This is a genomic window from Acidaminococcus fermentans DSM 20731 (assembly GCF_000025305.1).
Lineage (GTDB): Bacteria > Bacillota > Negativicutes > Acidaminococcales > Acidaminococcaceae > Acidaminococcus > Acidaminococcus fermentans.
The window spans coordinates 1,975,079-1,996,230 of sequence record NC_013740.1 but is presented as its reverse complement, the minus strand read 5'-3'; the positions used below and the strand labels follow the sequence as shown (position 1 = coordinate 1,996,230).

Genomic DNA, 21,152 nt, shown 5'->3' with positions numbered 1-21,152 from the left:
ATGGGTTGTCACGGCCGCAGCAACAGGCCCGCGCCCCGTGACTCACAGCCCACGACCGGTTCTGTTGCACAGGCAACAGAACCTATCTTGCCTTCGGCTGGATCATGGGCGGAGTCTGGGCCTTTACTTTGGGTCCGGTGGGCACGGGGACCTGGGGCTGGGATGGCGGGGGCAGGGGAGCGGCGGGCTGTTTGTTCACGGCAGGAGAGTTCTGGCCGGCCTGGGGAGCCGGTTTCCGGGGAGCCACCCTCCTGGGTCCGGTTTTCTGCTGTTCCATGATCCGGGTCCTTTCCTGGGCCGCTTTTTCCTCTGCCCGTTTGTCAGACTGGGTTTTCCAGAAAAAGAGTCCGGCAGCCAGGACTCCGATCAGGATCAGGGACAGGAGACGCTGGGGGGAGAACCGGGGTTTTCCCCGGGAAGAAGAGGGGGCAGCCGGCTGTTCTCCCTCTGGGAAGCCGGTCAGCCATTTCATGATTCTGCGAAGCATGGCAAAAATCCTTTCCTTGGTGAAAAATGGAGCCGGACTGATCAGTCTGTCCGGCAAAGGATATTGTACCGTTTCGAGGGGAAAAATACAACGGAGCTGCCGACTTATATTTGGCCTTTCCCCCGCACTCTTCACTTTGTGTTATAATAGGAAATCATTGCGTAATTATCACTGACAAAGGAAGGAATCCATGGCTAAAAAATATTTTTTCTTTGATATCGATCGAACTCTGGGACTGGGGATTACCGGCCAGGTGCCGGAAGATACCCAGTACTGTGTGGATGAGCTCCAGCGGCAGGGGCATTTTGTGGCCCTGGCTACCGGACGGCTCCAGTGTGATGCAGCGGCCTTTGCGGAAAAACACGGCATCCATTCCATGGTGGCCGACGGAGGCAACAGCCTTACGGTGGATGGGAAGATCCTGGAGATGGAAGGGCTGCCCCTGGCACCGGCCAAGGCCCTGCTCCGGGACCTGACGGAACGGAATCAGCCCTGGTCCGTGGTGCTGGACAACACCCTGGACCGGTACACCCCTTATGCCGATTTTCCCCGGGAAGATCCGGGCAACTACATGAACACCAAAGTCCAGCCGGTGGACATCGGCAGTCTGGACCATGTGTACAAGATCATGTACGTCCGGGAACAGCCGGGCACCGAACCGGCGGACCGGCGGCAGCTGCCCCATCTGCCCTTCATTGACAACACATGGCTGGTGGAACCGGTGGACAAGGGGGCCGGCATCGAAAAACTCATGGACATGATGGGGGCGGATCCCAAAGATGCCGTGGTGTTCGGGGACGGGCTCAACGACATCACCATGTTCCGGAAACCCTTCTTCGGGGTGGCCATGGGCAACGCCCGGCCGGTGATCAAGGAACGGGCGGACTACATCACCGATGACAATGACAAGGGAGGCATCCTCAAGGCCTGCCGGAAGTTCGGGTGGATTACGAAGTAAACACTCCCCCTCCGTAGGGGCTACCCGTCAGGGGAGCCAGCAAAGTGAAGAGTGCAGAGAAAAAGAGGTAATGAGATGAAGTTTTGGAAAATCACAACGGGGATCCTGCTGATGAGCCAGCTCTCCCTGGGGCTGGCCTGGGCCGATGCCCCTTCCATTGCAGCTATCGTGAAACCTTCCAAAGGGTACGTATGGCGGCTGGATACGAAGAACAAACTGCAACTGCCCCGGAATTACCGGGCAGACGTGGAAAACTGCATGAGCGGCAGCGCCCAGCCTTCCATCCTGGGGCTGTCCTCCCTGGTCCAGGAACTGGCGCAGCAGGGGGTAAAACCCCAACAGATCATCCTGGTAGACCTGCGGCAGGAATCCCACGGGTTCGTGAATGGCCAGGCTGTCAGCTGGTATGGGGACAACAACTGGGCCAATGTGGGGAAAGCCGATGCCGCCATCCGGAAGGATGAAGCTAACCGCTTGGCGAAGACCCTGGGGAAGGAGACTTCCTATTATAAGCTGGACAAGAACAAGCAGCCCCATTTCAAGGGAAAGGAAAATGTGGCAGCGGCCCTGACGGAACGGCAGGCCGCAGCGTCCTTCGGCCTGGGCTATGCCCGGTTCGCCAGTACGGATCATATCTGGCCGGAACCGGAAGAGGTTGATGCGTTCCTGGCCTGGCAGAAGACGCTGCCAAAAGATGCCTGGCTGCATTTCCACTGCCAGGCGGGCAAGGGCCGGACCACAGCGTATATGATTATGCGGGACATCTGGCTGAACGGGCAGAAGGACAGCCTGGAAACCATCTGTGCCCGGCAGCATGCCCTGGGGGGCCAGGACGTGCTCCACATGACTCACAAGGAAGCCTGGCGCCAGACCATCGATGACAACAAAGTCTATCGCCTGAAGCAGTTCTATACCTATGTAAAAGGGCTGCAGCAGGGAACCATTACAGGGACATGGACCGAATATTTGAAGCAAAACCCATAAAAATCAGGACCCGCTTGTCAAAGCGGGTCCTTTCCATTGGCTAGTGACTAGAGACTAGTGACTAAAAAAGCGGGTGTATTTTCACACCCGCTTTTGCTTACTTATCTTTTTTCAAAAATCCCGGCGTGGTCAGGTACCGGTCTCCGTTGTCCGGCAGCAGCACCACCAGGGTCTTGCCTTTGTTTTCCGGCCGTTTGGCCACTTCCACCGCAGCGTACAGGGCTGCCCCGCCGGAAATCCCGATCAGGAATCCTTCATGATGGATGAAGTCCCGGGCGGTTTCATAAGCCTGGTCCGTGGAGGCGGTGAGGATCTCATCGTAGATCTTGGTGTTCAGGGTCTTGGGCAGGAAGTTGGTGCCGATGCCCTGGATCTTGTGGGGACCGGGTTTGCCCTGGCTCAGGAGGGGAGAATCCGCCGGTTCCACAGCTACCACTTTTACGGAAGGTTTCTTTTCCTTCAGATATTCGCCCACACCGGTGAGGGTGCCGCCGGTGCCCACCCCGGCCACGAAAATGTCCACAGCGCCGTCGGTGTCTTCATAGATTTCCGGACCCGTGGTGGCTTTGTGGGCCGCCGGGTTGGCCGGATTGTCGAACTGTTCCGGGATGAAGCTGCCGGGGATGGAGGCAGCCAGTTCCCTGGCTTTTTCCACGGAACCGGCGATGCCTTTCTTGGCTTCCGTCAGCACCACTTCAGCCCCATAGGCAGCAATCATGTTCCGCCGTTCGATGGACATGGTTTCCGGCATCACCATGATGGCCCGATAGCCTTTCATGGCTGCCACCGCCGCCAGCCCGATGCCGGTGTTGCCGCTGGTGGGCTCAATGATCACGCCGCCTTTTTTCAGGACGCCCCGTTTTTCCGCATCTTCGATCATGGCCTTGGCAATCCGGTCCTTGGCGGAACCAGCCGGGTTGAAGCTTTCCAGCTTCACCAGCAGCCGGGCCTGGAGGTTCTTGTCCGTTCCAAATTTCACCGGTTCCAGCAGAGGGGTGTGGCCAATTAGATCCAGTACGCTTGTATAAACTTTAGACATAATGATCTCTCCTTTATTTTCATGGAAATGTATTTTCAGATGGATGATGAACTGCCTGCTTTCCCGGGCTTCAACATCGTGGGCCCAGGGGCTTGTTCCACCAGTTTTGCTGCAAGGAAAAGACCTCCTTTTTCCAAGTAAATCGCTAGGATATTCGTCTCGAAAAAAAGCGCCGGAGCACTTTTTTTCGGAAGTTGCCGAAAGATCAGCGGAAGTTGACCACCTGCTTCAGGGCCGGGCCTTCCTGCTGGGCCCGCAGGTCACTGACCTGCCGTTTCAGCAGGGCCACCTGTTTTTCCAGGGCGGCAATCTGGTCCTCGATGGGGTCAGGCAGCCGGTTGTGGTTCAGGTCCACATCCCGTTCGGAATGGGCGGGAGCCACCCGGATACCTTTCCGGGCCACCACATGGCCGGGAATGCCCACTACTGTGGCATAGGGAGGCACTTCTTTCAGCACCACGCTGCCGGCCCCGATCTTGGCCCCTTCTCCCACGGTGAAGGAACCCAGCACCTTGGCTCCGCAGGCCACCACCACATAGTCTCCGATGGTGGGATGCCGTTTGCCTTTTTCCTTGCCGGTGCCGCCCAGGGTCACTCCCTGGTACAGGGAAACATTGTTGCCGATGATGGTGGTTTCTCCGATGACGATGCCGGACCCGTGGTCGATGAACAGCCCTTCTCCGATCTGGGCACCGGGATGGATCTCGATGCCTGTGGCCAGCCGGGCCAGGGTGGAAATGAAACGGGCGGTAACGAACCAGGACTTTTTATAGAAGAAATGGGAAAGCCGGTAGGCCCAGATGGCGTGGAGACCCGAGTAACAGAGCACAACTTCCAGGGTGTTCTTCACCGCCGGATCCCGTTGTTTGATAACCCGGATATCATTGCGCATGGATGCAAACATAGCTTTCTCCTCCCTTTTGGATACAAAAAAAGACCGCCTCCTGACAGAGGCGATCACTCGCGGTTCCACTCTGATTGCAGTCACACTTCGACTGCCGCTCATACCGGTAACGGCGGCTGCCCGGAAGGCCCTACTTGCAGTTCAGGTCTTCAGCTCCCAAAGGCATTCCATCTTCTCAAGCTGCGGCGCAAACTTTCAGCCGGTGATTCGCGCTCTCTGTGCCACTTTTTGAAGTGTACTTGTTTTGGTCATAGCCTTTCGCTTTGTTGCGTTGGTTGTATAGTAAACTTTTTCGATACACTTGTCAAGAGAAAATTTCAAAAAAGTTTTGAAACCGGGGATTGTGGGAAAAACCGGTGGATGGTATGATAGAGTCTGCATGAGAAAAGAGGGATGTTTTATGGACGGAAAGAACAACGGGACGGAAAAGTCCCGGGCACATAAAGGAAAAAAACTGATGCTGGGGGTGTGCACCCTGGTGTTCCTGGGGGTACTGCTCACCGGCTGCTTTGCCCTGGGCTACAAGGGCGTGGGAGCTCCCGGTCCCACCGTACCGGTGAAAAAGACGGAAACGGTGAAAAAAGAACAGCCGGCTCTGCCGGAAAAGAAGGAGACTCCGGTGGAAAGCCTCCAGAAAAAACAGAAAGAACCCAAACAGGTTGCCCCCCAGCCGGCAGCGGAACAGCCTCTGGTACCGGGGAAAAAGTATGCCGTACTGGTGGACAAAAGTGACCATAAACTGTATCTGAAGGACGGGGATACGGTGGTCCGGACCTGGGGCTGCGCCATCGGCAAAGGCGGCCTGGGCCAGAAGGAACGCCGGGGGGACAACATGACTCCCGTGGGAACCTTCCGGATCGATGAAATCGATGACGCCTCCGGCTGGACCCACGATTTTGGGGACGGCAACGGGGAAATCCAGGGGGCCTACGGACCCTGGTTCCTGAGCCTGGATACGGAAGACCTGAGCCAGGGGAACTGGGATGGCATCGGGATCCACGGTACCCATGATCCGGCTTCCATCGGCACGGATGCTTCGGAAGGCTGTGTGCGCCTGGACAATGCCAATCTCCGGGAACTGGAAAAGGTGGCCTATGTGGGGATGCCGGTGACCATCCAGGACTGACAGGAGGATATTCATCAGATTTCCACCCAGGGGGACTATACTATATACCCAAAATGAAAAACCCAGTTCTATTGACTTGGAATGAATGTTACTTTTCAATCAATCAAACAGGCCACAATCCAGGGGCATAAAGAAAATTAATAAAAAGTATTAAAAAGATAAAAGCGACCTTCCGGTCAGCATTTCTGAACACAAAAAACAGTTGACAAACCGGCCTTGAAAAGTTATATTAATTATAGTAATCATTATCCAAAAGTGTAAGACTAAGAATTTGAAGAATGGAGGTGTTGATTACGCTTACTGCTGCTGAACTGGCGAAACTGCTCCGGGACAACGGATGCAAGGTGACGCCTCAGAGACTGGCGGTCTATGACATGCTGGCCCATACAACGGAACATCCTACAGCGGAAATGATCTACAACAAGGTGAAGGAAAAATACCCCACCATGAGTTTTGCCACGGTGTACAAATCTGTGGAGATTTTCAGCAAACTGCACATCATCCAGGTGCTGAACACCGGGGAGGACAGCTTCCGCTACGATGCCAATGTAATGGAACATCCCCATATCCGCTGCATGAAATGCGGCAAGGTCTGCGATGTGCCCCATCTGGACGCCAAGGCCATTGAAGACAAGGTGGCCAGGGACACGGGCTTTACGGTACAGGGCCATCAGTTCTATTTTTACGGACTATGCGGGGACTGTCAGACCCAGAAAAACTGAAGCCAGGAAAGAATGCCGGACTCGGAGAGTTCGGTATTTTTTTACACTTCTTTCCCTGTTTTTGCTATAATAACAAGTATAATAGCGGGGTGAGGACAATCGCCCCGACATTTTTGTATGGAACGGTGTTACTATGAGTCTGACGAATTTTGAAGTAGATGTACTGGCCAGCGGCAGCAAAGGCAATTCCACCCTGATCCGGGCGGGACAGACGGCCATCCTGATCGATGCGGGGATTTCCTGCCGGCGGATCGTCCAGGGACTGAAACGCTGTGGATTGGAGCCGGAAGACCTGAGCGGCGTGTTCCTGACCCATGAGCACCGGGACCATATTGCCGGACTGGATGTGTTCGCCCGGCACTATGATTCGGTACCGGTGTTCGCCAGTGAAAAGACCTGGGCCCAGCTGCCTGTCCGGCGCCAGCTGCCCCGGCCCCAGGTGCGGGTGATTCCCCGGAGCTGTACCATGGGGAACCTGCGGATCGAACCGTTCCGGATCCCTCACGATGCGGCGGATCCGGTAGGGTATGCCATTTTCAACGGGGATGAGAAATGCACCTATCTGACGGACTGCGGGGTGATCACCCGCACGGTGGAACAGGCGGCGGAAGGGGCTTCCGTCATGGTCCTGGAGGCCAACCATGATGAAACCATGCTCCGGAACGGTCCTTATCCGGTGGCCCTCCAGAACCGGATCCTGGGCCGGGAAGGCCACCTGTCCAACCGGACGGCGGGCCAGTTCCTGGCTTCCCTGGCGGAACCTCCGACGGAAGTGATCCTGGCCCATCTCAGTGAAAAGAACAATACACCGGATGTTGCCTACAAGACGGTACGGGCGGTGCTGGAAGACAGCCCCCGTACCCGGAAAATCCAGCTGTTTGTGGCCCGGCAGCAGGAAATGGTCAGCAATGTCCGCTGACAAGGAGTGAGATTATGAAACATACCATTACCAAGAAAACCCTGAGCACCCTGGTGGCTCTTTCCCTCAGCGCCAGCTTTCTGACTGCCGGCTGCGGCCTGGCCAGCACCAAGACTGCCGGAAAGACGGAAACCAAACCGGCCCTGACCCAGGAACAGCAGACCAAAAAGGCGGAAGCCGGCATGAGTGCCGCCCGGAACACCCCCATTGTCCAGGCCGCCAAGAAAGTTGGCCCTGCTGTTGTGGGGATTACCAACAAGGCCCTGGTCCGGGATTACTTCAACCGGACCCAGCTGGTGGAACAGGGCAGCGGATCCGGGGTGATTTACAGCAAGGACGGACTCATTGCCACCAACAACCATGTGGTGGCCGGGGCACAGGAAATCGTGGTGAGCCTGCCGGACGGCAAGACCTATACCGGCAAAGTGCTGGGCACCGATCCCAACACGGACCTGGCGGTGGTGAAAATCGAAGCGGACGGGGATCTGCCGGTGGCAGAATTCGGCGATTCTGATTCCCTGATGGTGGGAGAACCGGCCATTGCCATCGGGAACCCCCTGGGCATGGAATTCCGGGGCAGCGTCACCGCCGGGGTGATCAGTGCCCTGAACCGTTCTCTGGATATGGGAGAACGGCGGTTCCGGCTGATCCAGACCGATGCGGCCATCAACCCGGGGAATTCCGGGGGAGCCCTGGTGAATGCGGATGGCCAGGTGATCGGCATCAACAGCGCCAAAATCGCAGCCTCCGGAGTGGAAGGTATCGGTTTTGCCATTCCCATCAATGAGGCCAAACCCATTTTGAAGGAACTGGCGGAAAAAGGACGGGTGGTCCGTCCGTATCTGGGGGTCAGCCTGTTGGATCAGACCCTGGCCAAACGGCTGGGCTTCGATCTGGACCTGAGAGGAGGGCTGTTCGTCGTCAAAATGTTTCAGGACGGTCCTGCATACCGTGGGGGCATTCGTCCAAATGATATTATCGTTAAGTTCAACGGTACTAAGGTGGATTCTGTAGCTGCCCTCCGGGATGCCCTGGGCAAATGCCAGGTGGGCCAGCAGGTGCCGGTGACCATCCTCCGGGGAGATGAAGAGGTCAACAAGACGGTGACCTTGACGGAAATGCCCCAGCAGAGCAGCCGGCAATGATCAGGATCACGCTGGCCTGTGCGGGCAAACTGAAGGAAAATTATCTCCGGGAGGCGGAACAGGAATTCACCAAACGGCTGGGGGCCTACTGCCAGCTGGAAATCCGCTGCATCAACGAGGAAAAGATGCCGGACAATCCCTCACCGGCGGTGAAGGCGCAGGTGCTGGCCCGGGAAACGGACCGGATCCTGAAGCTGATCCCGGAACACAGCTTTGTGGTGCTGCTGGATCTGAAGGGGAAGGAAATCTCTTCCCCCCAGCTGGCGGAAAAAATGGAACAGTGGATGGTGGAGGGAATCAGCCATCTGACCTTTGTGATCGGGGGACCGTTCGGGTACACGGATGCCCTGCGGAAACGGGCGGATTTCCGCTGGAGTTTCTCCCCCCTGACCTTTACCCACCAGATGATCCGGGTCCTGCTCCTGGAGCAGATCTACCGGGCTTTCAAGATCATGAGGAAAGAGAAATACCATCATTAAGCGGGCGACTGGCAACGGCCGATCTGTACTGCGCAAGGGGGAGTAAACCATGGAAAAGGCAAAAGTGTATTTTACGGATTTTCGCTGCCCGGTGGGCACCAGTGCATTGGACAAACTCCAGCGGCTCTGTAAGGCGGCCCATATGGGAGACATCGACTTCCAGGGAAAGTTCACCGCCATCAAGATGCATTTCGGGGAACTGGGCAACCTGGCCACCATCCGGCCTCAGTATGTAAAGGCCGTGGCGGACCTGGTGAAGGAATGGGGGGGCAAACCCTTCCTGACGGACTGCAATACCCTGTATCCCGGGAGCCGGAAAAACGCCCTGGACCACCTGGACTGCGCGGCTCTCAATGGCTACAACACAATTACCACCGGCTGCCAGGTGATCATCGGGGACGGGCTCCGGGGCACCGATGAAGTGGAAGTGCCGGTACCCAATGGGGAATACATCAAGACGGCCAAAATCGGCCGTGCCGTCATGGATGCGGATGTGTTCATCAGCCTGGCCCATTTCAAAGGCCACGAAGCCACCGGGTTCGGGGGAGCGGTGAAGAATATCGGTATGGGGTGCGGCAGCCGGGCCGGGAAAATGGAACAGCATTCTTCCGGCAAGCCCAAAGTGGATGAAGAACTGTGCCGGGGCTGCGGCCGCTGTGCCAAAGAATGCGGCAGTGATGCCATCAGTTACGGAGAAAACCACAAAGCCCACATCGATGAGGAAAAATGTGCCGGCTGCGGCCGCTGCATCGGAGCCTGCGGATTCGACGCCATCCAGAGCGTCCAGTGGGATGCCAATGAACTGCTGGACCGGAAAATGGCGGAATACGCCCTGGCAGTGGTCCATGGACGGCCCTGCTTCCACATCAACATGGTGATGGATATTTCCCCCAACTGTGACTGCCATGGGGAAAACGATGCGCCCATCCTGCCCAACATCGGGATGTTCGCTTCTTTTGATCCCATTGCCCTGGATCAGGCCTGTGCGGATGCCTGCCAGAAGGCACAGCCCCTGCCCAACAGCCAGCTGGCGGATCATCTGGCGGAAAAAGACTGGCACTGCCACCACGACCATTTCCTGGACAGCAATCCCAGAGTGGACTGGGCCACCACCCTGGAACACGGGGAAAAGATCGGGCTGGGGACCAGAGCCTATGAACTGATTGCACTGAAATAAAAGGAAAAGGCTGCTGCATCTGCAACAGCCTTTTTTCTGCAGAAAGGAAGATTGGATGATTGTCACGGAATCCCTGCTTCGGAAGATCCCGGAGATGCGCTACCTGAATGCAGACAACGCGGACCGGTACCGGTGCATCATGCGGGCCTTCTATGAGCAGTATGAGAAGCTCCGATACAAACTCTATGAGGAGGATGTCTTCGCCCTGCTCACGGAGGATCCTTATTTTGCCGGGTATCAGGAAAACATCCCGGCCTTCTGGAACAGGCCTGAAAAATAGGGTACAATAGGGGAAAAGGAGGTGGGACGGATGGCACTGTTTGCCCTTGGGGACCTTCATCTGGCTTTTCAGCGGCCGGAGAAGTCCATGGACGCCATGGGGCCCGTCTGGGTCCGCCACGAAGAAAAAATCTGGAAGAACTGCCAGGAACTGGTGAAACCGGAGGATACCCTGGTGCTCCTGGGGGACCATTCCTGGGGGCGGAAGATGTCCCAGTGCCGGGAGGATCTGGATTTCATCGCCCGGCTGCCGGGCCGGAAGATCCTTCTCCGGGGGAATCATGACATGTTCTGGGAAGCCCAGAAAACCGAAGCCCTGAATGCGGCATACCGGGGGAAACTGTTCTTCCTCCAGAACAACTTTGCCGTCTATCGGGATTACGCCCTGGTGGGGACCAAGGGATTCACCTTTGAAGGCCCCTTCCTGATCAACCGGTATACGGGGGAGGTGCTCAGCTGGGACCAGGAGGCGGAGAAACACGCCCAAAAACTGGTCCGCCGGGAAGCCATCCGTCTGGAGGATTCCTTCCGGAAAGCCCGGGAAGCCGGATACCGGAAGTTCCTGGTATTCCTCCACTATCCGCCCACCAACATCCTGGAAGAGGACAGCGTCTTTACCCGGATGGCCGAAGAGTACGGGGCGGAGCAGGTGATTTACGCCCACTGCCACGGAGAAGGCCAGTTCCAGGACAGCATCCTGGGTCTCCACAACGGCATCCGGTACCGACTGGTATCCGGAGATTACCTGGATTTCCGGCCGGAGAAGATTTTGGATTGAAAAGTTTTTCAGATAAAAAATTGAAAAACAGCAAAAAATCCCTTGCATTTTTTTGCTCTCCGTCGTATACTAAGAAAGTACTCTTTGAGAGAGCAAAGAGAATTACTCCGGGATGGTGTAATGGTAGCACAGGAGATTCTGGATCTTCTAGTCTGGGTTCGAGCCCTAGTCCCGGAGCCATTTTTTTATTCAGAAACCGACCACTGCGGAAGCGGTGGTTTTCTTTTTGGAAATTGAAAAAAATCCTTGCAATTTCTTTCGGGTATGCTATAATAATCGAGTAAGCTTTCTTCCGGGATGGTGTAATGGTAGCACAGGAGATTCTGGATCTTCTAGTCTGGGTTCGAGCCCTAGTCCCGGAGCCATTTTTTTATCTTGGCGCCATGGTCAAGCGGCTAAGACGTCGCCCTCTCAAGGCGAAATCACGAGTTCGATTCTCGTTGGCGCTACCAGGTCAATACGTGGGAATCCCCTATGGGCCATGCACTCGTGAGGATGGAACTGCATTATATAAAACACAGGACGCTCCCGTTGGGAACGTCTTTTTTGTTTGCCGGAAAGAAGGAAAACCGTTATGAAAGCAAAAAAATGGGGCATCCGGCTGGCCCTGCTGCTGGTGCCGGTCTGCCTCCTGGCCCTGTTCAGCGGCCAGGTGCCCGTGTCTCCCCTGGGGCTGTTCCAGGGAGGCTGGACCCCTCTGGAAGTGAATGTGCTGTGGAATCTCCGGCTGCCCCGGCTTTTGCTGGGGCTGGGAACGGGCGCGGCCCTGGGGGCCTCCGGGACGGCGCTCCAGGGCATCTTCGGGAATCCTCTGGCGGACCCGGGGATCCTGGGGGTCACCGGAGGCGCTTCCCTGGGGGCGGTCCTGCTGCTGCTCACCGGGCTGCCCCAGAAAGTCTACTGGTTCCTGCCCCTGGGGGCTTTTGCCGGAGCGGCCCTGGCCTCCCTGCTGGTGGGCATTCTGGGCAGCCGGGGCCATGACCGGGTGAAGCTGCTTCTCTCCGGGGTGGCGGTGAGCCTGTTCTGCGGGGCTCTGACTTCCGGCCTGCTGAGCTTTGCTCCCGACGCCGTCATGCGCCAGTATTTTTTCTGGACCCTGGGGAACCTGGGGGTGGGCACCTGGCAGCAGGTCAGATGGCTGCTGCCGCCGCTTTTTGGGGTGCTGGGGATCCTCTGCCTCTGGGGCCGGCAGCTGAACGTGCTGAGCCTGGGGGAGGAGCAGGCCCTGTCCCTGGGGATGGATGCCCCTTTCTGGCGGAAGCTGTTTCTGGGCTGGCTCTCCCTGCTCATGGGGCTTGCGGTCTGTGCCGGGGGGAACATCGGCTTTGTGGGGCTTCTGGTGCCCCATTGCCTGCGTCTCCTTACCGGGCCGGACCACCGCTCCCTGCTGCCCCTCAGCGCCCTGGGGGGAGGAATTTTCCTGGTGTTCTGCGATACCCTGGGACGGCTGCTGCTCCCTGGAGGAGAGATTCGGGTGGGCATCGTCACCGCCCTGTTCGGAGCTCCTTACTTCCTGTGGCTCCTGTGCCGGAAAAAGTGACAGTTGTGGTATAATGGGACCAAAGGAGTGTGATTCCCATGCGGAAAGATTTTGGAGCAAAACCGCTGACCTATCCTCAGCCGGTGTATATGATCGGGACCTATGACGAACAGGGGAACCCGGATGTGATGAATGCAGCCTGGGGCGGCATCAGCAATGATACGGAGATTTCCTTCTGTCTGGCCCGGACCCACAAAACCGTGGCCAACCTGAAAAAGACCGGGGCTTTTACCGTGAGCATGGCCACGGTGGACCAGTTGGCGGCCTGTGATTACCTGGGACTGGTTTCCGGGAACCAGGTTCCCGACAAAGTGGCCCGGGCCGGGTTCCATACGGAAAAATCCAGCCGGGTGAATGCTCCGGTCATCGCCGAACTGCCCATGGTGCTGGAATGCCGGGTAAAGAGCTATGACGAGGAAAATGAACGGCTGGTGGGGGAAATTCTCAACGTGAGTGCCGACGAAAGCATCCTGACGGATGGGAAGATCGACCCGGCCAAGCTCCGGCCCCTGGTGCTGGATCCGGTGAACCACACCTACCTTGTGGCGGAACAGGCCGTGGGGAAAGCGTTTGCCCACACGAAAGCGCCGGGAGAAATAAAATAATTTTTTCGGGCACGGGTCGCGGGTCGTGAGTCGCGGGATTGTTGGTACAGATTGAAGATTCGGTTTTTCAGATTCAAGTGGATTTTCTCATATCATCCAATAGAAAAAAGAATAAGCAGGTTGAACGTCCAGGCTCGCGACCCGTGACTCGCGACCCGTGGACCGGGGGTGTGAATCTTTTCACACCCCCAAATTTTCTCTTGAATATGACGCATCATAGTGATATAGTATACACTATATTAAAGAAATATCCGCCAACAGCGTAGAGTAAAGGAGCGAATACCATGGATAAATCCAAAGCATACTTGTTGTGGTTCGAACAGCTGGAACGGAAAGACGTGGATATTGTGGGAGGCAAATCCTCCTCCCTGGGGGAAATGACGTCCAAGACCGATGTGCCGGTTCCCTACGGCTTTGCCACCACGGCCTATGCCTACCGCTACTTCATCCAGGCCACCGGGCTGGAGGAAAAGATGCGGAGCCTGCTGGCCAGCCTGACGGATGTGGAGGACAATGAACAGCTGAGCACTGTGTGCGGTCAGCTGCGGGCCGCTATCATGGAACAGGAAATGCCCCAGGATCTCCAGGATGCCATCCGGAAGGCCTATGGGGAACTGGCCGCCAAAGTGGGCGAAGCTCAGCCCTATGTGGCCGTCCGCTCCAGCGCCACCGCGGAAGACCTGCCCGATGCCAGCTTCGCCGGTCAGCAGGACACTTACCTGAATGTCCAGGGCGCCGACAGCGTCATTGCCAAGGTGAAGGAATGCTACGCTTCCTGCTTCACGGACCGGGCGGTGTATTACCGGGAAAAACAGGGGTATGACCATCTGTCCCTGGCCCTTTCCGCTGTAATCCAGATGATGGTGTTCTCCAAGGCTGCCGGGGTCATGTTCACGGTGAACGTGGCCAACGGGGACGATAAAAACATCATGATCGAAGGAGCCTGGGGCCTGGGCGAATACGTGGTGGGAGGCATCGTTACCCCGGATACCTACATTGTCTCCAAGGACGACATGAAGATCTTGTCCGCCACGGTCAACGAACAGGATGTGATGCTGGTCCGGAAGAAGGGCGGGGACACGGAAGAAGTGCCGGTGCCGGAAATGGACCGGAAACGCCAGACCCTGACCAACCAGCAGATCCTGGAACTGGCCGGCTATGCCAAAAAAATCGAAGCCCACTACGGCTGCTATATGGATATGGAATGGGGCATCGATGAACGGGATGGGAAGATCTGGATCCTCCAGGCCCGGCCGGAAACTGTATGGTCCCGGAGAAACAAGGAAAAGAAGGCGGCGGAAAAGATGGAAGAACAGGATACCAAAAGCGCAAAGGTCCTGGTGAAAGGACTGCCGGCCAGCCCGGGGATGGGCTACGGCAAGGTCCATGTGATCAAGGATCCTTCCGATATCGACGAATTCAAGGATGGGGAGATCCTGGTCACGGAAATGACCGCTCCCGACTGGGTGCCGGCCATGAAGAAGGCCCAGGCCATCGTCACCGACAGCGGCGGCATGACCTGCCACGCTTCCATCGTCTCCCGGGAACTGGGCATCCCCTGCATCGTGGGGACCAAGAGCCGGGGCACGGCTGCCACCAGCCTGCTCCGCACCGGGGATGAGATTACGGTGGACGCTTCCAACGGGGTGGTGTTCGCCGGCAATCTCCAGGTGAAGAAGGCTGCGGCTGCGGCTGCGCCCCAGACCCAGATCGTGGCTCAGGAAACCTTCCCGGTGACCGGCACCAAGATCTACATGAACCTGGGGGATCCGGCCCTGGCGGAAAAATACAGCAGCCTGCCCTGCGACGGCATCGGGCTCATGCGGGAAGAATTCATCTGGACCACCTACATCCATGAACATCCCCTGTATCTGATTCAGTCCGGCCATCCGGAAAAAGTGGTGGATGCCCTGGCCGACGGCTTCCGGAAAGTCTGTGCTGCCATGGCTCCCCGGCCGGTGACCCTCCGGTTCAGCGATTTCAAATCCAGTGAATACCGGGATCTGAAGGGGGGAGAAGCCTTCGAACCCCATGAACCCAGTGCTCTCCTGGGCTGGAGAGGCGCTTCCCGGTACTACGATCCCAAGTACACCGCCGCTTTCCGGCTGGAAATCGCCGCAGTCCGGAAAGTCCGGGAAGAATACGGCCTGAAGAACCTGAACGTGATGATCCCCTTCTGCCGGACAGTGGATGAAGCCCGGAAAGTGGTGGAAATAATGGCGGAAGAAGGGCTCCACAGAGGCCCGGATTTCAAGGTGTGGCTCATGGCGGAAATTCCCGCCAACATCATCCTGGCAGACCAGTTCAACCAGTTCGTGGACGGCTATTCCATCGGTTCCAACGACCTGACCATGCTGACCCTGGGCTGCGACCGGGACAATGATGTGATCTCCCATCTGTTCGATGAACGGAACCTGGCAGTGAAACGGGCCATCCGCCATCTGATCGAGGTGGCCCACAAGGACGGCAAGACCGTTTCCCTGTGCGGCCAGGCGGCCAGTGTCTATCCGGAATTTGCCGCCTTCCTGGTCCAGAGTGGCATCGACAGCATGTCCGTGAACCCGGATGCGGTGAAGTTCACCAAAAAGATGGTGGCCCAGGTGGAACAGCGGCTGATCCTGGACAAACTCACCGGACGGGGCCGGAACCTCCACGAAGAAGAACTGGCCTGGTAAGGGCCTGCTGACAGTCGACCGGGGGCTGCTGCGCAAGCGGCAGTCCCCTTCTTGCGTCCGCTCTGTTTTTCTTCTATAATGAAACCATACATCATCGGAAGGGAGATGAGTCCCATTCCTCTCAGCGAAAGACAGAGAAAAATTGCGGAAATCGTACGGCAGGAGGGGCCAGTGGCCGGAGAAACCATTGCCCGGGAGCTGGGGCTCAGCCGGGCGGCTCTCCGGTCCGACCTGGCCATCCTGACCATGAGCGGCATCCTGGATGCCCGGCCCCGGGTGGGGTACTTCTACACCGGGAAAAACACCCTGGGGCTGCTCCAGGAGGAACTGTCCTCCATCACCGTGGAAGACATCAAATCCGTACCCATTGTGGTGAGCAGTGAAAAAAGTGCCTATGACGCCGCCATCACCATGTTCCTGGAAGACGTGGGCACGGTATTTGTGGTGGAGGGGCCGGAAGGGCTGCTCCACGGGGTGGTTTCCCGGAAGGACCTGCTGAAGGCGGCCCTGAACCCGGGATCCGACCTGCACCAGCTGCCGGTGGCCATGGTCATGACGCCCCTGAGCAAAATCGTCACCGCCAGTCCGGAGGAACCGGCGGCTTCGGCGGCCCGCCGGCTCATGGACCACGAAATCGACTGCCTGCCGGTGGTCCGGCTCCTGGACCAGGATCCCCGGCGGCTCCAGGTGCTGGGTCGGGTGACCAAGACCAACTTTACCCGGCTCCTGGTGGAACTGGCGGAAGGAAAAGGAGGGAATTATCATAGCTAAAGCACCGATTATCTATGCCATTTCAGATTCCATCGGAGAAACTTCAGAATCGGTGGTGAAAGCCACCACCAGCCAGTTTGTCCAGGAAAAATTCGACATCATCCGGGTGCCCTATGTGAAAAGCGTGGAGCAGATCAACAAGATTCTTACGGAAGCCAAGGAGCAGAACGCCATTGTCTGCTATACCATGGTTTCTCCGGAAATGCGGGAAGCGGTGGCCCGGAAGTCCATCGAGCTGGATGTGGAAGTGGTGGATATCCTGGGCCCTGTACTGAAGGCCATTGAAAAGACTTCCGGCCTGCTGCCCAAGAACCAGCCCGGTCTGATCCATGCCCTGGACCATGAATACTTCAAACGGGTGGCGGCCGTGGAATTCGCCATCAAGTACGACGACGGGAAGAATCCCTGGGGCCTGGCCAAGGCGGACCTGGTGATCATCGGGGTATCCCGGACTTCCAAGACGCCCCTTTCCATGTACCTGGCCAACAAGCAGCTGAAAGTGGCCAATGTGCCGCTGGTGCCGGAGATCCCACCCCCGGAGGAACTGTTCAAGGTCCCTTCCAGCCGGATCATCGGCCTGTTGATCGACCCCTACAAACTCAATGAAATCCGCTGTGCCCGGCTCAAAGCCATGGGGCTTACGGACGGAGCCAACTATGCGGACATCCGACGGATCCAGGAAGAACTGGAATATGCCCGGGCCATTATGCAGCAGCTCCACTGCATGATCATCAATGTGTCCAACCGGGCCATTGAGGAAACCGCCAGCCTGATCCTGGAATATCTCCGGAAACGGTTCGACTACGAATCCTGAAAACGGATTTTGTCAAGAGGAAATTTCTGTGCCAGCAGGGATTTCCTCTTTTTTGTCGAATAAAAACAGTATCGCAGGAGTGAAAAAGGAAGGATCCCATGGATGAACTGAAAGAGAAAATGACCAATTTCAAAGAGCAGGTGCGGCAGGCTGCTGATCTGCTGACCATCGTTTCTGAAACGGTGAGCCTGAAGCGCCGGGGCACCCAGTACTGGGGATGCTGTCCCTTTCATGGGGAGAAAACGCCTTCCTTCAAGGTGGATCCGGCCCGGGGGCTGTTCCACTGCTTCGGCTGCGGGGCCGGAGGGGATGTGTTCTCGTACGTGATGAAGCGGGACAACCTGACCTTCCCGGAAGCCCTGAAGCAGCTGGCGGAAAAATATGGGATCCCGGTGCCGGAACGGGCCAAATCTGCCCGGGAAATCGCCCGGGAAAAGGAAAGCCGGGAAGTGATGGGGGCCAATGACCTGGCCTCCCGGTTCTTCCATTCCTGTCTGGTGAACACCCGGTACGGAGAGCGTGGCATCCAGTACCTGGCAGGCCGGGGCATCGGACGGGATATCATCGATTCCTTCGGGCTGGGACTGGCCCCACCGGATTTCCAGACACTCTCCACAGCTCTGGAGAAACGGGGGGTGACGGAAGAGGTGCTGCTGAAGGCGGGGCTGGTGAGCCCCCGGCAGCGGGGCACCCGGGTCTACGACAAGTTCCGGGCCCGGGTGATGATTCCCATCCGGGATCCCCGGGGCCGGGTGGTGGGCTTTACCGGGCGGATCCTGGACAAGGACGCCTCCCCGGCCAAATACATGAATACCCCGGAAACCGCCTGGTTCCACAAGGGGAATCTGCTTTTCGGACTGGACCGGGCCTCAGGCCCCATCCGGAAGCGGCAGCAGGCTCTGATCGTGGAAGGCCACATGGACGCCATCAGCCTCCATGCCGCCGGCATCGACTGGGCGGTGGCCTCTATGGGGACTGCTTTCACCGAGCACCAGGCGGCCCTTCTGAAACGGCTGACCCCGGAAGTGGTTTTCTGTTTCGACAGCGACCGGGCCGGCCTGGCGGCGGCCATGCGGGCCATTCCCCTGGCGCTCCAGGCCGGCCTCAAATGCCGGGTGATGCACGTGACCGACGGGAAGGACCCGGACGAATTCATCCGGAAGGAAGGCCGGGAAGCTTTCGAGGAACTGCTGAACAATGCCAAACCCGGCATGGACTATCAGGTGGATACGGTGCTGGGGGAATGTGACCTGGAAACCCTGGGGGGCAAAGTGGAAGCGGTGGACAAGGTGCTTCCCCTGTTCCGGGACTGTCAGAGCGATGTGGAAGTGGGCGAGCGGATCCGGGAACTGTCCCGGCGGCTGGCCATTGACGAAGGGCTGATCCAGAGCGAATACCGGAAGCTGACCCATCAGGAATCCGGTGGCCGGGCCTACAATCCGGAATGGCTCACCCAGCAGAAGGTGAAGGTGACCAGTCCCACGGAACAGGCGGAACGGCTGGTGCTCCGGGCCTTCCTGGAAGGGATCCCGCCCCGGCCGGGCCAGGAGGGCATCGCCCATGTGGATTCCTTTACCAGCCCGTCCCGGCAGGCCATTTTCACCACCTTCCTCCGGATGGTCCAGGAAGGGACCTACAAGGATCCCCGGGACCTGTTCCCCCATCTGGACGACGCCGGAGCCGGAGAGCTTACCGGGATCCTGACCCTCAATGTGGAAAAGGGAACCCTGCCTTCCATCCTGGCGGATTGTCTACGGCGGCTGCAGATTGCCGCCCTGGACCGGGAGTACGAAAAACACAGCCAACTGGCGGAAAAATATGAAAAAGAGGGAAATGAAAAATTTTTGCAGGAATTGGCGGAATGTCGGCGAATAAAAATGGAGATAGGAAAATTGACAAAACCGGCATAAGGCCGGAAACCGTAGATTTTTCTCATTTGAAAGAAAGGAGGGAACGCCCCAATGACTGAAAAAGAAAAGAAAGAATTGGAGCCGCAGCTGACTGCCAACGCAGCAGAGAAAGGACAGAGTGAGGCCCAACCCACGGCAGTGGGAAAAGCCAAGGCTGCTCCCAGAAAGAAGAAGGCGGCAAAAACCACGGGAAAGGCGGGTTCAGGAACGAAAACCAGAAGCAAGGCAGGCAAAAAAGACAAACCCAAAACCGCGGCGGAATACCTGGCGGAATTCGAAGCGCTGGCCAAAAAGAATCACGGCGTTCTCACCTATAAGGAAATCCAGGACCGGCTGCAGAACGAAGACACTGTCTCCGTAGATGAGATGGATGCCATCTATTCCAAACTGGCAGAAAAAAACATTGAAGTGGTGGATGACGGAGCCGAAGACGAGGAACCGGAAACCATCGATGAAGACGAGCTGAAAGTGGACGAATCGGAACTGGCCAATCTGTCCGTTCCGGAAGGGGTCATTGTGGATGACCCGGTCCGCATGTATCTGAAAGAAATCGGCCGGGTGCCTCTGCTGGCCGGGGATGACGAAATCAAACTGGCCAAACGGGCCGACAAGGGCAACCAGGCCAAAGCCATCCTGAAAGGGGAAAAGCCGGAAGGGGAGTTCCCGCCGGTGAACAAGCGGCTGTCCATCGGGAAACTCCTGGAAGAAGCCAATGAACTGCTGACCCAGGAAGGCATCTGGGTGGACAAACGGAGCGTCTCCCTGGCGTACCGGAAGGCCCAGACCCTGACCGGTCCGGATCATGTACTGGATGCGGAAGCGTATCAGGAAATGGTCAGCGACTTTACCATGGATGAAAAGAAGCGGCTGAACCGGCTGCTTCAGGAAAACAAGTACAAGATCGCCCATGGGCAGAAGCATGCCCAGGAAGCATCCGAAAAGGAAGAAGGCAGCAGCCTGGGGACCCTCCAGGAACTGTTCGCCGTCGTCGAGGACAAGGCGGCCCACCAGAAGGTGGATGAGGAGACCCAGAAGCAGATCGAAGAAGGGAAGAAACGGTTCAACCGGCTTCTCCATCGGATGGAATTCTGCGGGGACAACGCCAAGAAATGCCTGTCCGAAGCCAACCTCCGGCTGGTGGTCAGCATTGCCAAACGGTATGTGGGCCGTGGCATGCTGTTCCTGGATCTGATCCAGGAAGGGAACCTGGGGCTGATCAAGGCCGTCGAAAAGTTCGACTACAACAAGGGCTTCAAATTCAGTACCTATGCCACCTGGTGGATCCGGCAGGCCATTACCCGTGCCATTGCCGACCAGGCCCGGACCATCCGGATCCCGGTGCATATGGTGGAAACCATCAACAAGCTGGTCCGGGTGTCCCGGCAGCTGCTCCAGGAACTGGGACGGGAACCGACTCCGGAAGAAATCGCCAAGGAAATGGATGTGTCTGTGGAACGGGTCCGGGAGATCCAGAAAATCGCCCAGGAACCGGTTTCCCTGGAAACTCCTATCGGGGAAGAAGAAGATTCCCATCTGGGAGACTTCATCGAAGACCAGGAAGCCCCGTCTCCGGCGGATGCCGCTTCCTACACCCTGCTCCAGGAACAGCTGGGCAAGGTGCTCCAGGAACATCTCAGCGCCCGGGAACGGAGAGTGCTGGAACTGCGGTTCGGCCTGATGGACGGCCGTACCCGTACCCTGGAAGAAGTGGGCCAGTATTTCGGAGTCACCCGGGAACGGATCCGGCAGATCGAAGCCAAGGCCCTGCGGAAACTGCGGAGCCCCAAGCGGAGCAAACCCCTGAAGGAATTCCTGGAATAATTGACAGAATTTCCTTTTC

Annotated in this window: 20 protein-coding genes, 3 tRNA genes and 1 other annotated feature; of the genes, 20 read left to right on the top strand and 3 right to left on the bottom strand. The window is 57.4% G+C overall.

Annotation, left to right across the window (positions count from 1 at the left end; translation table 11 throughout):
- Positions 1-82: 82 nt before the first annotated feature.
- A complete protein-coding gene (locus ACFER_RS09215) occupies positions 83-487 on the bottom strand; it encodes a hypothetical protein (protein ID WP_012939138.1) in 405 nt (134 codons plus the stop codon).
- 190 nt (positions 488-677) lie between these two features.
- On the opposite strand from ACFER_RS09215, the gene ACFER_RS09210 reads away from it, so the two are divergent.
- The gene (locus ACFER_RS09210; protein WP_012939137.1) at positions 678-1,445 is read left to right on the top strand and encodes an HAD family hydrolase; all 768 of its coding nucleotides are present in this window, start codon (positions 678-680) and stop codon (positions 1,443-1,445) included.
- Positions 1,446-1,520: 75 nt separating this feature from the next.
- Complete coding sequence (locus ACFER_RS09205; protein WP_012939136.1) at positions 1,521-2,429, top strand: protein-tyrosine phosphatase family protein; 909 nt, start codon at positions 1,521-1,523, stop codon at positions 2,427-2,429.
- A gap of 97 nt (positions 2,430-2,526) precedes the next feature.
- Here the strand turns inward: ACFER_RS09205 and cysK are convergent, their stop codons facing one another.
- Together cysK and cysE are read right to left on the bottom strand one after the other, a co-directional pair.
- Positions 2,527-3,468: a cysteine synthase A gene (cysK, locus tag ACFER_RS09200; RefSeq protein ID WP_012939135.1), complete on the bottom strand. Its 942-nt coding sequence runs from the start codon at positions 3,466-3,468 to the stop codon at positions 2,527-2,529.
- Between the two features lie 205 nt (positions 3,469-3,673).
- Positions 3,674-4,426 (bottom strand): serine O-acetyltransferase, encoded by a 753-nt coding sequence (gene cysE, locus ACFER_RS09195; RefSeq protein WP_422652818.1) that lies wholly within the window; start codon positions 4,424-4,426, stop codon positions 3,674-3,676.
- Positions 4,415-4,633, bottom strand: a binding site (T-box leader). Its footprint overlaps the gene before it by 12 nt.
- Positions 4,634-4,772: 139 nt before the next feature.
- Here cysE and ACFER_RS09190 point away from each other — a divergent pair.
- The 18 genes from ACFER_RS09190 (at position 4,773) to rpoD (ending at position 21,133) form a co-directional block, all read left to right on the top strand.
- Complete coding sequence (locus ACFER_RS09190; protein ID WP_012939133.1) at positions 4,773-5,498, top strand: L,D-transpeptidase; 726 nt, start codon at positions 4,773-4,775, stop codon at positions 5,496-5,498.
- 278 nt (positions 5,499-5,776) lie between these two features.
- The gene (gene perR / locus ACFER_RS09185) at positions 5,777-6,220 is read left to right on the top strand and encodes a transcriptional regulator PerR (protein WP_012939132.1); all 444 of its coding nucleotides are present in this window, start codon (positions 5,777-5,779) and stop codon (positions 6,218-6,220) included.
- A gap of 133 nt (positions 6,221-6,353) precedes the next feature.
- On the top strand, positions 6,354-7,139 hold the full coding sequence (locus tag ACFER_RS09180) for an MBL fold metallo-hydrolase (RefSeq protein WP_012939131.1): 786 nt from the start codon (positions 6,354-6,356) through the stop codon (positions 7,137-7,139).
- Positions 7,140-7,153: 14 nt separating this feature from the next.
- Positions 7,154-8,284, top strand: coding sequence for a S1C family serine protease (locus ACFER_RS09175; protein ID WP_012939130.1), 1,131 nt, complete (start codon positions 7,154-7,156; stop codon positions 8,282-8,284).
- The gene (gene rlmH / locus ACFER_RS09170; protein ID WP_012939129.1) at positions 8,281-8,763 is read left to right on the top strand and encodes a 23S rRNA (pseudouridine(1915)-N(3))-methyltransferase RlmH; all 483 of its coding nucleotides are present in this window, start codon (positions 8,281-8,283) and stop codon (positions 8,761-8,763) included. Before ACFER_RS09175 ends, rlmH begins: the two co-directional genes overlap by 4 nt.
- Before the next feature lie 49 nt (positions 8,764-8,812).
- Positions 8,813-9,940, top strand: a complete 1,128-nt coding sequence (locus ACFER_RS09165; RefSeq protein WP_012939128.1) for a DUF362 domain-containing protein — start codon at positions 8,813-8,815, stop codon at positions 9,938-9,940.
- A 55-nt stretch (positions 9,941-9,995) separates the two neighbouring features.
- Positions 9,996-10,220: a DUF2397 family protein gene (locus ACFER_RS09160; protein WP_012939127.1), complete on the top strand. Its 225-nt coding sequence runs from the start codon at positions 9,996-9,998 to the stop codon at positions 10,218-10,220.
- Between the two features lie 30 nt (positions 10,221-10,250).
- Positions 10,251-10,997 (top strand): metallophosphoesterase, encoded by a 747-nt coding sequence (locus tag ACFER_RS09155; protein WP_012939126.1) that lies wholly within the window; start codon positions 10,251-10,253, stop codon positions 10,995-10,997.
- 106 nt (positions 10,998-11,103) lie between these two features.
- Positions 11,104-11,177, top strand: a tRNA-Gln gene (locus ACFER_RS09150).
- Between the two features lie 111 nt (positions 11,178-11,288).
- Positions 11,289-11,362 (top strand) — tRNA-Gln (locus ACFER_RS09145).
- A 12-nt stretch (positions 11,363-11,374) separates the two neighbouring features.
- Positions 11,375-11,449: transfer RNA gene (locus ACFER_RS09140), tRNA-Glu, on the top strand.
- A gap of 122 nt (positions 11,450-11,571) precedes the next feature.
- On the top strand, positions 11,572-12,537 hold the full coding sequence (locus ACFER_RS09135) for a FecCD family ABC transporter permease (RefSeq protein ID WP_012939125.1): 966 nt from the start codon (positions 11,572-11,574) through the stop codon (positions 12,535-12,537).
- Positions 12,538-12,575: 38 nt separating this feature from the next.
- On the top strand, positions 12,576-13,142 hold the full coding sequence (locus ACFER_RS09130; RefSeq protein ID WP_012939124.1) for a flavin reductase family protein: 567 nt from the start codon (positions 12,576-12,578) through the stop codon (positions 13,140-13,142).
- A 284-nt stretch (positions 13,143-13,426) separates the two neighbouring features.
- A complete protein-coding gene (gene ppsA / locus ACFER_RS09125) occupies positions 13,427-15,817 on the top strand; it encodes a phosphoenolpyruvate synthase (protein ID WP_012939123.1) in 2,391 nt (796 codons plus the stop codon).
- Between the two features lie 105 nt (positions 15,818-15,922).
- Positions 15,923-16,588: a transcriptional regulator CcpN gene (locus ACFER_RS09120; RefSeq protein ID WP_012939122.1), complete on the top strand. Its 666-nt coding sequence runs from the start codon at positions 15,923-15,925 to the stop codon at positions 16,586-16,588.
- Positions 16,581-17,402, top strand: a complete 822-nt coding sequence (locus ACFER_RS09115) for a pyruvate, water dikinase regulatory protein (RefSeq protein WP_012939121.1) — start codon at positions 16,581-16,583, stop codon at positions 17,400-17,402. Before ACFER_RS09120 ends, ACFER_RS09115 begins: the two co-directional genes overlap by 8 nt.
- 98 nt (positions 17,403-17,500) lie before the next feature.
- Complete coding sequence (gene dnaG / locus ACFER_RS09110; protein WP_012939120.1) at positions 17,501-19,312, top strand: DNA primase; 1,812 nt, start codon at positions 17,501-17,503, stop codon at positions 19,310-19,312.
- A gap of 51 nt (positions 19,313-19,363) precedes the next feature.
- Complete coding sequence (rpoD, locus tag ACFER_RS11940; RefSeq protein WP_012939119.1) at positions 19,364-21,133, top strand: RNA polymerase sigma factor RpoD; 1,770 nt, start codon at positions 19,364-19,366, stop codon at positions 21,131-21,133.
- Positions 21,134-21,152 lie beyond the last annotated feature (19 nt).

Coding starts and splice junctions, on each gene's coding strand:
- ACFER_RS09215 (WP_012939138.1), bottom strand. CDS start 487: ATGCTTCGCAGAATCATGAAATGGCTGACCGGCTTCCCAGAGGGAGAA.
- ACFER_RS09210 (WP_012939137.1), top strand. CDS start 678: ATGGCTAAAAAATATTTTTTCTTTGATATCGATCGAACTCTGGGACTG.
- ACFER_RS09205 (WP_012939136.1), top strand. CDS start 1,521: ATGAAGTTTTGGAAAATCACAACGGGGATCCTGCTGATGAGCCAGCTC.
- cysK (WP_012939135.1), bottom strand. CDS start 3,468: ATGTCTAAAGTTTATACAAGCGTACTGGATCTAATTGGCCACACCCCT.
- ACFER_RS09190 (WP_012939133.1), top strand. CDS start 4,773: ATGGACGGAAAGAACAACGGGACGGAAAAGTCCCGGGCACATAAAGGA.
- perR (WP_012939132.1), top strand. CDS start 5,777: ATGGAGGTGTTGATTACGCTTACTGCTGCTGAACTGGCGAAACTGCTC.
- ACFER_RS09180 (WP_012939131.1), top strand. CDS start 6,354: ATGAGTCTGACGAATTTTGAAGTAGATGTACTGGCCAGCGGCAGCAAA.
- ACFER_RS09175 (WP_012939130.1), top strand. CDS start 7,154: ATGAAACATACCATTACCAAGAAAACCCTGAGCACCCTGGTGGCTCTT.
- rlmH (WP_012939129.1), top strand. CDS start 8,281: ATGATCAGGATCACGCTGGCCTGTGCGGGCAAACTGAAGGAAAATTAT.
- ACFER_RS09165 (WP_012939128.1), top strand. CDS start 8,813: ATGGAAAAGGCAAAAGTGTATTTTACGGATTTTCGCTGCCCGGTGGGC.
- ACFER_RS09160 (WP_012939127.1), top strand. CDS start 9,996: ATGATTGTCACGGAATCCCTGCTTCGGAAGATCCCGGAGATGCGCTAC.
- ACFER_RS09155 (WP_012939126.1), top strand. CDS start 10,251: ATGGCACTGTTTGCCCTTGGGGACCTTCATCTGGCTTTTCAGCGGCCG.
- ACFER_RS09135 (WP_012939125.1), top strand. CDS start 11,572: ATGAAAGCAAAAAAATGGGGCATCCGGCTGGCCCTGCTGCTGGTGCCG.
- ACFER_RS09130 (WP_012939124.1), top strand. CDS start 12,576: ATGCGGAAAGATTTTGGAGCAAAACCGCTGACCTATCCTCAGCCGGTG.
- ppsA (WP_012939123.1), top strand. CDS start 13,427: ATGGATAAATCCAAAGCATACTTGTTGTGGTTCGAACAGCTGGAACGG.
- ACFER_RS09120 (WP_012939122.1), top strand. CDS start 15,923: ATGAGTCCCATTCCTCTCAGCGAAAGACAGAGAAAAATTGCGGAAATC.
- dnaG (WP_012939120.1), top strand. CDS start 17,501: ATGGATGAACTGAAAGAGAAAATGACCAATTTCAAAGAGCAGGTGCGG.
- rpoD (WP_012939119.1), top strand. CDS start 19,364: ATGACTGAAAAAGAAAAGAAAGAATTGGAGCCGCAGCTGACTGCCAAC.